The sequence below is a fragment of the Abyssibacter sp. genome, from assembly GCF_964229365.1.
Taxonomy (GTDB): Bacteria; Pseudomonadota; Gammaproteobacteria; order Nevskiales; family OUC007; genus Abyssibacter.
Genome location: NZ_CAXRDQ010000054.1, coordinates 34543 through 46642, shown reverse-complemented (window position 1 = coordinate 46642; position 12100 = coordinate 34543). Strand labels below are relative to the sequence as shown.

The following is a 12100-nucleotide window of genomic DNA, read 5'->3' as shown; positions in this document are numbered from 1 at the left end:
TCCTAGAATTGGGCGCACATCAACCGAACATCGATCGATGCGCAAGCCGGAATCGATAACTGTCGATCTCCCCCTCTTCTATTTCGATCTGCCGGAGCACTAGATCGTCGCCGGCGCCAAAGGCCTCGAACCAGCGACTGTAGATGCCTTCCAGCAAGGCGCCAGACCAAGTGACGCCTGATTCTCCGAACGCCACACGAAACGGCGCGCAGTCATGCACGATCTCCAAACTGGTCTGGACATCCTTGAAACGAACAAGGCCCCAGTTCCAGTCTGACCAGATTGCATTGGCAGCCTGCTCCATGTCTTCCAATGTTTCGGCTTCGCCCGGCTCCACCGAGGCACCCATGCGCCGGCCAAGCACGTACATAAAGGACTGAATCTCATCGTCCGACATCTGCTCGGCAAGCTCTTCGGCCAAGGCCGACAGAAACGTCCGCCACTGGCGGCCGCACTGCTGCTCCGAGAAATACGCCAGTTGACTGCCGAAGCCGTTCGACATGCGAAATCCTCAATTCCGTGAAAGCGAATATTTACGTGGCGTTTATATCACACACCATCGGTAAACGAACGGTTAACGCGATCTGAACAACCCTCTGCAGTGCTATGATTTAACGCGAATTTAATGAGTTGGAGATGGGATTTTGGTGAAGCGCAGCTCGCACTACGACGTCTTGGTAATCGGTAGCGGCCCAGGTGGCGAAGGCGCCGCCATGATGGCCGCAAAGAATCGGAAGACGGTTGCGGTGGTGGAGCGCTACATCGATGTGGGCGGCGGCTGTACGCATTGGGGGACGATTCCGAGCAAGGCATTGCGGCACGCCGCCCGACGCTACTCCGAAATCCGCAGGGAACCGTTGTACCAGCAGTTCCGCAAGGACCTGCACCTGACCTACCCGGAAATCCTGCGCAACGCTGACGGCGTCGTGAGCCGTCAGGTAGCGCTACGCCGCGGTTACTACGAACGTAACCATGTTCCGCTCATCGAGGGCACGGCCCGATTCGTCGATGTGCAGACGATCGAGGTCTCGGCGCCTGGCGTACCGACACAGCGCATCACCGCGGACTCCATCGTGCTCGCCACCGGTTCACGTCCGTATCGACCGCCAGAGCTCGATTTTTCGCACCCTCGAATACACGACAGCGACACGATCCTGCAATGCGAGGAGCACCCGCGCTCCATTACCGTTTACGGCGCCGGGGTCATCGGCTCGGAGTATGCGTCGATCTTCAGCCACCTGGGCATCCGCGTGAATCTGGTCAACACGCAATCGCGCCTGCTGTCGTACATGGACGACGAAATCACCGAAGCCCTGTCCTACCACTTGCGCGATCGCGGTGTGAACATTCGCCACAACGAGCGCATGGCGCGGGTCGAGGCGCGTGATCACGATGTTGTGCTGCACCTCGAATCGGGCCGGCGCATCAAGTCGGACTACCTTCTCTGGGCGAATGGGCGCACCGGCAACACCGATTCGCTGGACCTGGCCGCCGTCGGGTTACAAGCTGATGGCCGCGGCCAGCTCAAGGTGAACGAACAGCATCAGACCGATGTGCCGTCCATCTATGCAGTCGGCGATGTCATCGGCTTTCCTGCGCTGGCGTCCAGCGCCTACGATCAGGGCCGGTTTGCGGCCGGACATATCGTGTCCGGTGAAGCAAGGTCGTTGCGCTTCGACCTGATGCCGACCGGCATCTACACCATCCCCGAGATCAGTTCGGTCGGCAAGACTGAACGCGAGCTGGCGGAAGAAGGCGTGCCGTTCGAAATTGGCCACGCCTTTTTCAAGCACCTAGCCCGCGCCCAGATGGTCGGCGAAACCGTAGGGATGCTGAAGTTGATCTTTCACGTCGACACACTGGAAATTCTTGGCATCCACTGTTTTGGTGAAGCGGCCTCAGAAATCGTCCACATCGGTCAGACGGTGATGGCGCGCGGCGGCGAGCGCCAGTTGCAGCATTTTATCGACACGACGTTCAATTATCCCACTATGGCAGAGGCGTATCGCGTCGCCGCGCTGAACGGGATGAATCGTCTGGTCTGATATCTGCGACCGCCAGACACAAAAAAGCCCCGGACCAGCCGGGGCTTTTTTCATTCGCGCTTGCTTACTCGGCGATCACCCGCAGTTCAACACGGCGGTTGAGTTCGCGACCTTCCTCGGTCTCGTTACTGGCCACCGGCTCGAACTCGCCATAACCGCGGGCGGTGAGGCGTGATGCGGGGACACCCTTGGCGACCAGATAGTCAACCACGGCCTGGGCGCGATCCTGGGACAACTTCTCGTTGTACTCGGCAGTACCGCGAGAATCGGTGTGGCCGGCCACTTCGACCAGCGTGGCACGCTGACCCTGCATCTTCTCGGCTTGGCGGTTCAACACGATCTCGGCATTGGCCGTTAGTGTGGCCGAGCCGGTTTCGAACGTGACGCCACGCAGCACGATGACCTCTGGCACCTCGCAACCCTGCTCATCGACCTTCGCGCCGGGTGCGCTATCCGGGCAGCGATCAAAGGTGTCGGTGACGCCATCGCTATCGCTGTCCTTGGCCTTGGCCAGCGGACAGCCACTCGCGTTAACCACTGTGCCCAGGGGCGTGCCGGGGCAGTTGTCTTTCGGATCGATCACGCCGTCCTGATCGGTATCGACGACGCAGTCGGTGCGGCCGGTCTGGGGATCGATGACGGTGAGGTCGCAATCCTGTTTCACCGGTTCAGCCTTGGCGGCCCCGTAGTGCCACGACAGTGGGATCTGCACACCCAGATTGATGCGCAAATCATTGACCATGTTCTCGTCGTCGTAGTGTTCGCTGTTGAACTGGGCGAGATAGCGAGCCTCCGCGCGTAGCGCGAAGCCGCCAAAAAACGGCAGCGGCACCAGAACGCCACCACCCGCATTCAGCGCCGGGTGAATGTCGTTGTTGGCGAGGATGTCGTCCTCGGTCATGCCAACACCGGCTAGCAGAAACGGCTTGACCGGCAGGTTTCCGACCAACCCGGCGAGATCGTAGACGTAATCAACGAAAATGCCTGCCTGGTAGTCGTCCTCGCCGTCCAGGTCACGCTCCAGCGAGTTGCTGAACAGGCTGATTTCCAAGGCGCTGTTGTCGTATGCCAACGGAAAACCCAAGCGTACGCGGCCACCGATGCCGTCGTCGTTCTCGCGGATCGAGTCCACCGAGACAAACTCGCCGCTCACACCCACATAAGGAATGTCGAAGCCGTCGGTGTTGACGGCGGCCGCGGGGCCCGAGGCGAAGGCGACGGCAAGCGCCGACGCAGAGAGCAAACGTTTCATGGAGTCATCCTTGATGGGTAGGTATTGTGCAGCTGGCGTGTCGGGTCCCGTCCATCCCCTTGGGTAACCGACAGTCAATCCGCCATTAATAAGCCGAATAGCTTGCAGTATCAAGGTTTCACTTGAGTGAAACGGACTGTTGCATGGCCTCGACGCTGGCCTTGACCAAGCCAGGCCCGGCATAGATGAATCCGGTGTACACCTGCACCAGGTCCGCACCGGCGTTCAGCTTGTCCACAGCGTGTTCCGCTTGCATGACGCCACCGACGCCGATTAACGCACAGGCGCTGCCAACGTGATCGCGCAGCAAACGGATCATCCTGGTGGAGGCCTCGCGGACAGGCTCGCCGCTAAGCCCGCCCATCTCCTGCGCATATCGATGACCGGCCACCGCGTCGCGCCGGATCGTGGTGTTCGTGGCGATGATCGCCTCGAAGCCTGATTCGATCACCGCGTCTGCCAAGGCGCGCGCCTCATCCGGCTCGAGGTCCGGCGCGATCTTGATCGCCACAGGTACCTGGCGACCATGCCGGTCGGCCAACTCGCGGCGGCAGATGGACAATCCACGCAGCAGGACGTCGAGCGCCGCCCCGCCCTGCAGGTCGCGCAAGCCTTTGGTGTTCGGGGACGAGATGTTGATCGTCAGATAATCCGCGAGCGTATACGCCTGCTCCATGCCCATCCGGTAGTCATCCAGCGCCTGATCGGCCGGCGTCACCGCGTTCTTCCCGAGATTGATCCCCAGCCGGGATTCTCCTCGGTCCGCGCGACGGATGTTGGCCAATACCGCGTCAAGCCCAGCATTGTTGAACCCCAGCCGGTTAATGATCGCCCGGTGCTCCGGCAGTCGGAACATGCGGGGCTTGGGATTGCCGGGCTGCGGACGGGGGGTGACCGTCCCCACTTCGATCAGGCCGAACCCGAGCCGGGACCAAGCGTCGATGCACTCGGCATTCTTATCCAGGCCTGCAGCCAGCCCCAGGCGGTTTCGGAACCGCAGCCCCATGACCTCCACCGGATCGGCCCCGGCTCGTCCGAATGCGCTGGTCAGCCCAGGCGCGCGGCTGAGCACTCCGAGCGTGATTCGATGAGCGGACTCTGCATCCAGGGCGAACAGAGCGGGTCGCGCCAATGTGTACATGTTGCTCTCTGTGCGGGCGGCGGCGCGAGCATAGAGTGCTGCCTCGATCACGCCAAGCAGACGGCGCTATGCGCGACTCGTGGCACGCCCGGCGGGTGGTCGATTGATCGGGTTTTTTATCGAGGTCGTTCGGGCGAAGGTCAAATTGACTCGTCCCTCTGGCTTGGGCACAGTCATCGATTCGGCTAATCAAGAATTTGGACTGGGGACATCATGCTGCGCATAGGCACTCTGATCATGTTTCTCGTGGCGATTGGTGTCGCCTGCGGCACAACGTTGGCACTGGATCTACTGGTCGATCGCTCGGCCTCCGACACCGCTGAGACCCAGGTGGATGCCGATGCCATATTTGGCTCCACCGAGCCGGCGAAGCTGACCGCCAACGCGAAGGAGTCCAAACAGGTGTCGGCTGATGAGGCCGAGATTCGGCGCATCGCCCGGCAGGTCGCCGAAGCGACGGCCGCGCGCGTGGCCACCGAGATCGCCCGTGAGGAAGTCTCCTCGCAGCTGTAGTTGTCAGCCGGCGCGTCCTGTCAGGTCCGCCGATGCATTTCCATCCGAACCGTGTCTTCCATGACGAATCCCCAAACCATGCGTGGTGGGGTGATTGGCGCTTTCCTGACGCTAGTTGCCATCGCCGCAGTCGCCGTTGTTGTCTTTGTGGCCGTCGACATCCTATTACTGGGCTCGACCAACCTGAACCGCATGACCGGCCAGTCATCATCGCTATTCGCCTCCGCCCAGGACGAACAGGCGATCAGTGCAGCTGATGCGGTGCGCATGGGCCGCGAGGAGGCGGAGCGCGTAGCTGCGGGTGTTGCGCGCGATGCCGCGCGGCAGGCGGCTCGGAGCACCATCGCCGAACGCACCGGTGAAGCCGCGCCAGATGGCGTCGTCAAAGCCGACTCGCCGTCACCGGCACTGAACACTTTATCGGGCTCGCAACAGATCGCCGCCCGCGAAGCGCAGCGCGTGGCCGAACGTATCGCCGATCAGATCGCACGCGATATCGCCACCGACGAGCTAATGGCATACGTCGATTCCGTCACGGGTTATGCCGGCGAGTCGGCAAGCGATGACGCACCGGCCGACGAAGATCAGCAGGCATCTGCCGACGAGACGAGCGCCGATGAACCCGTTGAGACCGTCGCTACACCCGAGCCGAGTCCACGCCCGGCGCCACCAAAACCGAAAGCTTCGGCACCGCCCGCCCCCACAGCAACAGCCTCGTCAGCGAACCGACCCGCACAACCCGAACGCAGCGCACCGGCGCGCCGACCGGCGCCGAAACCGTCCGCTCTGGACCTCAAGCCCTGGTGGCCAAACCCGGCCCCCGCGGGCGAGCTAAGCCTGCGGTTCGCGGGTCAAGCTCAGTCCGACAGCCATGGCATCGCGTTGCTGTTCACCGCGCCGCCGGCCTCACTCGACGCCGTGGCATCCCAGGTCCGGGTGCTGAATGATTCGGGCGAAGCGATTGAGGTGAGCTGGAGCAGCGGGCGCAATCCAGCCTTGGTGCAGACCACCGCGCTGCCCGCCGGCCGCTACGTGGTCATCATTAACCAGGGTCTGCGCTCGGAAACCGGCGAGGCGATGCCCCGCAAGCTGGAAGGTCCGGTCTTTGTTCGGCCCTGATCAGTCCCCGTAAATATCGGGATCAAACTGGATCACCCGCTCCGGCGAGATCGTCAGATAAGGCGTGTCAGAGGACTTGGCCACACGATAGCGACGAACGGGTTCATCGAGTTCGCGCAGCGGCATGCCGTGATAGCCGGATGACGGATCGCCAAAAAAGCCTTCGCTGGAATCGCCGAAGTACTCAATGCCGTCGAACCGACCGTCGTGCCGCGCCTGAGCCTGCGCGACATTCGGCAGCAGCATCAATCCAATCATCAGCAGTCCGAACAGTGTTCGCATGGCTTCGCTCCGATTCCGTGAAGCCGAAAGTATAAACCCGCCGGCCTAACCATTCGGGTTCGCAACACGCGGCCGCTGACGGTAGAGTCATTGCAACCAAGTCTGTGAGGCGCCGGGTCCCGTCGGGACTTTGCGGTGCGACCGGATGGCGACTCGGCCTCATCGACGATCCGTTACTCACTGTCATAAGGACGCTGTCGATGCTCAAGAATCAGGTGCAACTCATCGCCTACCCGAATCGGATGGGCGACAACCTTGCCGACCTCTACGGCATTCTTGAACAGTACTTCTCCAAGGCCGTCGGCGGTGTTCACATCCTGCCGATTTACCCGTCCAACGCCGACGGCGGCTTTTCGCCGCTGACGCACAAGGAAGTCGACCCGAACTATGGCTCCTGGGACGACGTGGAGCGGATCTCGGAAAAATACGATCTGTGCCTGGATCTCACGCTGAACCACACGTCGGACGAGTCCGAAGAGTTCAAGGATTTCGTCCAGAAGGGTTACAAGTCAGAGTACGCGGATCTGTTTGTCCATATCCATGAAATGGGCGAGATCACGTCGGATGACATGGCCAAGATCCACATCCGCAAGGAGAAGGAACCGTTTCGCGAAGTCGAGTTTGCCGACGGGTCCACCGGCCAAGTCTGGTGCACCTTCACCGAGCATCAAATCGACCTGAACTACAAGAGCGAGAAAACCTACGCGCTCATGGAGGAATACATCCAGTTCCTCACCGCGCGTGGGGTCAAACTGTTCCGGCTGGATGCCTTCGGCTACACCACCAAGATCATCGGCACGAGCTGCTTTCTGGTCGAGCCACGCGTCTACGAAATTCTGGAATGGATTAACAACGTGGCCCGCGAGCACAACGCGGAGGTGCTGCCCGAGGTCCACGACCATTCCAGCTACCAGTTCGCGATCGCCAACCGCGGCATGTGGGCTTACGGCTTCGCCCTGCCGCCGCTGCTGCTCTACACATTGCTGGATAACAACACCGAATACCTCAAGAACTGGCTGCGGGTCTGCCCGCGCAACCAGTGCACCGTGCTCGACACGCACGACGGCATCTGCATTCCCGATGTGGAGGGCATTCTGCCCAAGGAAAAGATCCAGGCGATGGTCGACAACGTGCAGGATCGTTCGGCTGATCCCATCCTGCGACGCTCGGCTGCCAATGTGCACAGTGTTGGCGCGATCTACCAGCTCACCTGCACCTTCTACGATGCAATCAAGCAGAACGATGACGCCTACATCTGCGCGCGGGCTATCCAGTTCTTCACGCCCGGCATTCCGCAGGTGTACTACGTCGGTCTGCTCGCAGGGATCAACGACGACATGCTGATGAAGCGCACGGGTGAACTGCGCGACATCAATCGTAAGTTCTACACTCACGATGAGGTCGAGGAAGCGGTGCAGCGGCCGGTGGTCAAGCGGCTACTCAAGCTGATGGAGTTCCGCAATACGTACCCGGCCTTCGATGGCCGTTTTGAACTGAACTACTCCAACAACAGCAGCGTTTCGATGGCTTGGCGCAAGGGCGAGTACTACTGCAATTTGTTCGTCGACATGAATTTCAAGAAGGCGACGATCAAGTACTTCAACCCGAAAACGCGGATCAAGCTCAACATGACCTGCTAGCGGTTGGGCGGCGCGGGGCGGGGTCGGTCTGCCGCCGGCCCCGCAATCGCCTACAATCCGCGCCCGAAAATGCATTCCATTCGGGAGAACCGCATGACCGTCATCCGTCAGGACGACCTGATCGATAGCGTCGCCGACGCGCTGCAATTCATTTCGTACTACCACCCGCTGGACTTCATCCAGGCGGTGCATGCGGCCTACGAGCGCGAGGAGAACCCCGCCGCCAAGGACGCCATGGCGCAGATCCTGATCAACTCGCGGATGTGCGCCGAGGGCAAGCGCCCTATCTGCCAGGACACGGGCATCGTCACCGTGTTCATCAAGGTCGGCATGGATGTGCAGTGGGAGGCCGATCTGTCACTCACGGACATGATCAATGCAGGCGTGCGCCGCGCCTACCAGCATCCGGATAACGTACTGCGGGCGTCGATTCTTGCCGACCCCGCAGGCAAGCGGCAGAACACGCGCGACAACACGCCTGCCGTGATCCATATGGAAATCGTGCCCGGTGACACGGTCGATGTGCAGGTTGCGGCCAAGGGCGGTGGCTCGGAGGCAAAGAGCAAGTTCGTGATGCTCAATCCGTCGGATTCCATCGTCGACTGGGTGGTCAAGACCGTGCCGACCATGGGCGCCGGATGGTGTCCTCCGGGCATGCTCGGCATCGGCATTGGCGGCACCGCTGAAAAAGCCATGGTCATGGCCAAGGAGTCGCTAATGGATCCGGTGGATATCCAGGACCTTCGAGATCGCGGGGCGCAGACACGTGCGGAAGAACTGCGGCTGGAGATCATGGATGCCGTCAATGCGCTCGGCATCGGCGCCCAGGGTCTGGGCGGCCTGACCACGGTGCTGGACGTGAAGATTCGCGACTACCCGACTCACGCGGCCAACCTGCCGGTGGCGATGATTCCGAACTGCGCCGCAACCCGCCACGCCCACTTCGTGCTGGACGGATCCGGGCCGGCGCTGCAAACACCCCCGTCGCTGGACGACTGGCCGGTCGTGAGCCGTGACGGCGGCGGCGCTTCGCGGCGTGTCGATCTGGATACCGTCACCGCCGAGGACGTCCGCAGCTGGAAGCCAGGCGAAACCCTGTTGCTCAACGGCAAGATGCTCACCGGCCGCGACGCGGCGCACAAGCGCCTGACCGGGCTGCTGGAATCCGGTGAAGGCCTGCCGGATGGTTTGGACCTGAGCGGCCGCTTCATCTACTACGTCGGGCCGGTTGATCCGGTCCGCGATGAAGTGGTGGGCCCGGCCGGCCCCACCACCGCGACGCGGATGGACAAGTTCACCGACTACATCCTGGAGCAGACCGGCCTGCTGGGCATGGTCGGCAAGGCCGAGCGCGGCCCGGTTGCCCGTGAGGCCATCAAACGGCACCAGTCGGTGTACCTGATGGCCGTCGGCGGCGCGGCCTATCTCGTGTCCAAGGCCATCGTCGGGTCACGCGTGGTCGCTTTCGAAGACCTCGGCATGGAGGCCATCTACGAGTTCGAGGTCAAGGACATGCCGGTCACTGTCGCAGTCGACAGCACCGGCGAATCCGTCCACGAGACCGGGCCGGCGACGTGGAAGATTCGCATCGAGGAACTTCGTCAGGCGGGTTAGCTTGTCGCCGCCAGCAGCGCAGCATCGGCAACCTGCGCCTTACGGAGACTCAGGTTTCCGACACCTCACGTTCACCGTGGGATCCGAGCGGGTCGGTCCCGCGGGATACGCTGAGCTGGTTTCGCCCGCCGGATTTGGCTTCGTAAAGAGCTGCATCAGCATTGCTGATGAGTCCGGCGCTGATGTCAGCCGACCGCGTCGCCAATGATGGCGACTCGACGTGAACAAGCCCGCCTGACGCCGTCACCAGCGGGCCATGGGCTGGCGCCGCCGTGATCGCGAGCGCTTCGATACCCGCACGAAGCTGCTCCGCCATCCGATGGGCGTTACCCGGCTGTGCATCGAACCACACCGCCGCGAACTCCTCGCCGCCAATCCGCGCCGCGAAATCCAGGGGGCGGCGCATTGATCGACTCAGGTGGGCGCCGATCTGCTTGAGGCATTGATCCCCGGCCGGGTGCCCAAAGTGGTCGTTGAACGACTTGAAGTGATGGATATCCAGGAGCAGTAACGACACGCTGCGTTGTTCCCGTGCGGCGGTCCGCAGGACCCGCTCGAACGCGGCATCGAACTTCCGCCGATTGGGGAGACCGGTCAACGCATCGGTGTGCGCGAGTTCATGCAGGTAGTGCTGGTACTTCCAGCCGACCCGCGTGGAGCGTTCCAGCTTGTAAGAGAAGCTCAGCGTCACCAAAACCATGAGTGCAGCGGTCGCCACGTCCAGCAATCGGTGGCTGGTCAGTTCGAACGCCCAGAGCTCGACGCCGACGACGCCGATTAGACCCGCTGCCAGCGCAGGCGCCATCAAGCCATAGCGGATCTGCACGACGCTCAGGCTGAGCAATACCGAGATCGGCATGATGAAAGGCACCATATCGTGCCCCTTCGGCAACTGGATGACCCGCTCCCACATTTGTGCTGTGAGGATCACAGCCACCGCCCCGACATAGAGCACGGCTGACCAACGGAACAGCGAGCGGATCAAGGTGCCTAGCAACGCAAGAATCGTCGCCGGGGCGAGCCCAACGACCAGGGTCGCCGCGCCGATGAAGTATTGATCCTTCGGGACCTTCAGCACCGGAATCGCGATGACGAGAATAATGCCGATGACCAGCAACAGACCGGTCAGAATCAATCGCCTGGAACTGCGTCCCTGGGCATCGAACGCGGCTCTGAAGTCGCTTTCCCATGGCTCCCGGAACTGTAGGCCCTGACGTAGCTGTGCAAAGACTTCTCTAAGCCCTCTACCGCCCTGCTCCCGTGTCGTCGCCTCACCGTCGCCGTCAAACGCGTCATCGCTTGGCAATGGCCGGGTCAGAATCGCGTCCGTCCCGCGCTCACTCACGACGACTCGGTTCCTGCCCTGCGCCTTGGCGCGGTATAGCGCATCGTCCGCGAACTTCATCATCGGTGCGAGAATCTGGTCGACGGGACCCTCATGAGGAATTTCGCGGGCATGAACAACGCCACCTGACGCCGTGACGGACGACCCGCCCTCGGGCGGTGGCACAAGACCCAGATCGGCGATGCCGCGGATCAACCCATCCGCCACACGCGGAACGTCGTCCGCCTTCAAGTCGAACCAAACGACGGCGAACTCTTCACCGCCGATCCGTGCCGCGAAATCCTGCGGCCGGCGCATCGCGACTCTGAGGTAGTTCCCGATGACGTTCAGGCAGTGGTCACCCGCAGGATGTCCGAAATGATCGTTGTAGACCTTGAAGTGGTCTACATCAAGAATCATGAGAGTCACCGATTTTCCCGAACGAACCCCCGCCCTCAAGGTTTCCCGGAAACGTTCTTCAAAGCTCCGGCGCGTCGCTAGGCCCGTCAGCTCATCCAGTTCGGCGAGTTCATTCAGGCGCCGCTGGCGCTGCCAGCCGATACGCGTCCAGCGTTCGATATCGTAAGCCGGAGTGAGCGCGACAATCACGAGTGCCATTGCGGCAGCCAGCTGGAACAACCCGTTGCTGCTCAGATCGAACGCAAGCAACTCGACGCCGACGATGCCCGTCAGTCCGACCAGAACGACAGGCACGAGCAGAACAAATGGAATCTGAACAACGATCAGACTCAGCAAAATCGCGACGGGGATGATCAGAGGCACCACGTCGTACCCGGCACGTATACAGGCCACACGCAGCACCAGCAGGCAGACGATATCGATGTAGGCCGCGACGATATACAGCTCGGTCGCCAGATGGTGAAAAGGCCGGCCCCGCACGCTGAGGCCACGGAGAATGGCCGGCACGATCACGCCGGCGAGGATCATCTTGCCGAGAGGCACGACGTCGGGCGGCAGTTGCAGAAACGCGCCATGAAACGCGATGACCACGGCCATGCTGACGAGCAGGATAATCCAGAGTTCTGCCCTCGATTTCTGGCTTTGTTCTTCGAAATAGGCCCGGAATTCCGACTCCAGCGGCTCTTCGAAACGCACGTGCTGCAGTATCTTCCAACTCATCCCTGACGTCCTCCACCGTCCTTAGCCGAT

The 12100-nt window shown here is 61.6% G+C and carries 10 protein-coding genes; 5 read left to right on the top strand and 5 right to left on the bottom strand.

What is annotated here, in order from left to right:
- Window positions 1-19 precede the first annotated feature (19 nt).
- Window positions 20-502 (bottom strand): cellulose biosynthesis protein BcsD, encoded by a 483-nt coding sequence (gene bcsD / locus ACE1EY_RS09050; RefSeq protein ID WP_370299995.1) that lies wholly within the window; start codon window positions 500-502, stop codon window positions 20-22.
- A gap of 142 nt (window positions 503-644) precedes the next feature.
- Between bcsD and sthA the strand changes: the two genes are divergently transcribed.
- The gene (gene sthA, locus ACE1EY_RS09045) at window positions 645-2045 is read left to right on the top strand and encodes a Si-specific NAD(P)(+) transhydrogenase (RefSeq protein WP_370299994.1); all 1401 of its coding nucleotides are present in this window, start codon (window positions 645-647) and stop codon (window positions 2043-2045) included.
- Window positions 2046-2109: 64 nt separating this feature from the next.
- Here sthA and ACE1EY_RS09040 read toward each other — a convergent pair whose 3' ends face one another.
- Window positions 2110-3297: an OmpA family protein gene (locus ACE1EY_RS09040; RefSeq protein ID WP_370299993.1), complete on the bottom strand. Its 1188-nt coding sequence runs from the start codon at window positions 3295-3297 to the stop codon at window positions 2110-2112.
- A 118-nt stretch (window positions 3298-3415) separates the two neighbouring features.
- A complete protein-coding gene (locus ACE1EY_RS09035) occupies window positions 3416-4489 on the bottom strand; it encodes a quinone-dependent dihydroorotate dehydrogenase (protein ID WP_370299992.1) in 1074 nt (357 codons plus the stop codon).
- 162 nt (window positions 4490-4651) lie between these two features.
- On the opposite strand from ACE1EY_RS09035, the gene ACE1EY_RS09030 reads away from it, so the two are divergent.
- Both ACE1EY_RS09030 and ACE1EY_RS09025 read left to right on the top strand, forming a co-directional pair.
- On the top strand, window positions 4652-4951 hold the full coding sequence (locus ACE1EY_RS09030) for a hypothetical protein (RefSeq protein ID WP_370299991.1): 300 nt from the start codon (window positions 4652-4654) through the stop codon (window positions 4949-4951).
- A gap of 60 nt (window positions 4952-5011) precedes the next feature.
- Entirely contained in the window at window positions 5012-6070 is a 1059-nt protein-coding gene (locus tag ACE1EY_RS09025) for a hypothetical protein (RefSeq protein WP_370299990.1), read from the top strand.
- Here ACE1EY_RS09025 and ACE1EY_RS09020 read toward each other — a convergent pair whose 3' ends face one another.
- Window positions 6071-6352 carry a hypothetical protein gene (locus ACE1EY_RS09020; protein WP_291514001.1) on the bottom strand — a complete coding sequence of 94 codons (282 nt, stop codon included), beginning with the start codon at window positions 6350-6352 and terminating at the stop codon, window positions 6071-6073.
- Window positions 6353-6552: 200 nt separating this feature from the next.
- On the opposite strand from ACE1EY_RS09020, the gene gtfA reads away from it, so the two are divergent.
- Window positions 6553-7992, top strand: coding sequence for a sucrose phosphorylase (gene gtfA, locus ACE1EY_RS09015; RefSeq protein ID WP_291514000.1), 1440 nt, complete (start codon window positions 6553-6555; stop codon window positions 7990-7992).
- Window positions 7993-8085: 93 nt separating this feature from the next.
- Window positions 8086-9606, top strand: coding sequence for a fumarate hydratase (locus ACE1EY_RS09010; RefSeq protein ID WP_291513999.1), 1521 nt, complete (start codon window positions 8086-8088; stop codon window positions 9604-9606).
- Window positions 9607-9655: 49 nt separating this feature from the next.
- On the opposite strand, the gene ACE1EY_RS09005 is transcribed toward ACE1EY_RS09010, so the two are convergent.
- The gene (locus ACE1EY_RS09005; protein WP_370299989.1) at window positions 9656-12070 is read right to left on the bottom strand and encodes a GGDEF domain-containing protein; all 2415 of its coding nucleotides are present in this window, start codon (window positions 12068-12070) and stop codon (window positions 9656-9658) included.
- Window positions 12071-12100 lie beyond the last annotated feature (30 nt).

Bases quoted from the DNA above. Each gene is read 5' to 3' on its own strand.
- bcsD (WP_370299995.1), bottom strand. From the start codon at position 502: ATGTCGAACGGCTTCGGCAGTCAACTGGCGTATTTCTCGGAGCAGCAG.
- ACE1EY_RS09040 (WP_370299993.1), bottom strand. From the start codon at position 3,297: ATGAAACGTTTGCTCTCTGCGTCGGCGCTTGCCGTCGCCTTCGCCTCG.
- ACE1EY_RS09030 (WP_370299991.1), top strand. From the start codon at position 4,652: ATGCTGCGCATAGGCACTCTGATCATGTTTCTCGTGGCGATTGGTGTC.
- ACE1EY_RS09025 (WP_370299990.1), top strand. From the start codon at position 5,012: ATGACGAATCCCCAAACCATGCGTGGTGGGGTGATTGGCGCTTTCCTG.
- ACE1EY_RS09020 (WP_291514001.1), bottom strand. From the start codon at position 6,352: ATGCGAACACTGTTCGGACTGCTGATGATTGGATTGATGCTGCTGCCG.
- gtfA (WP_291514000.1), top strand. From the start codon at position 6,553: ATGCTCAAGAATCAGGTGCAACTCATCGCCTACCCGAATCGGATGGGC.
- ACE1EY_RS09010 (WP_291513999.1), top strand. From the start codon at position 8,086: ATGACCGTCATCCGTCAGGACGACCTGATCGATAGCGTCGCCGACGCG.
- ACE1EY_RS09005 (WP_370299989.1), bottom strand. From the start codon at position 12,070: ATGAGTTGGAAGATACTGCAGCACGTGCGTTTCGAAGAGCCGCTGGAG.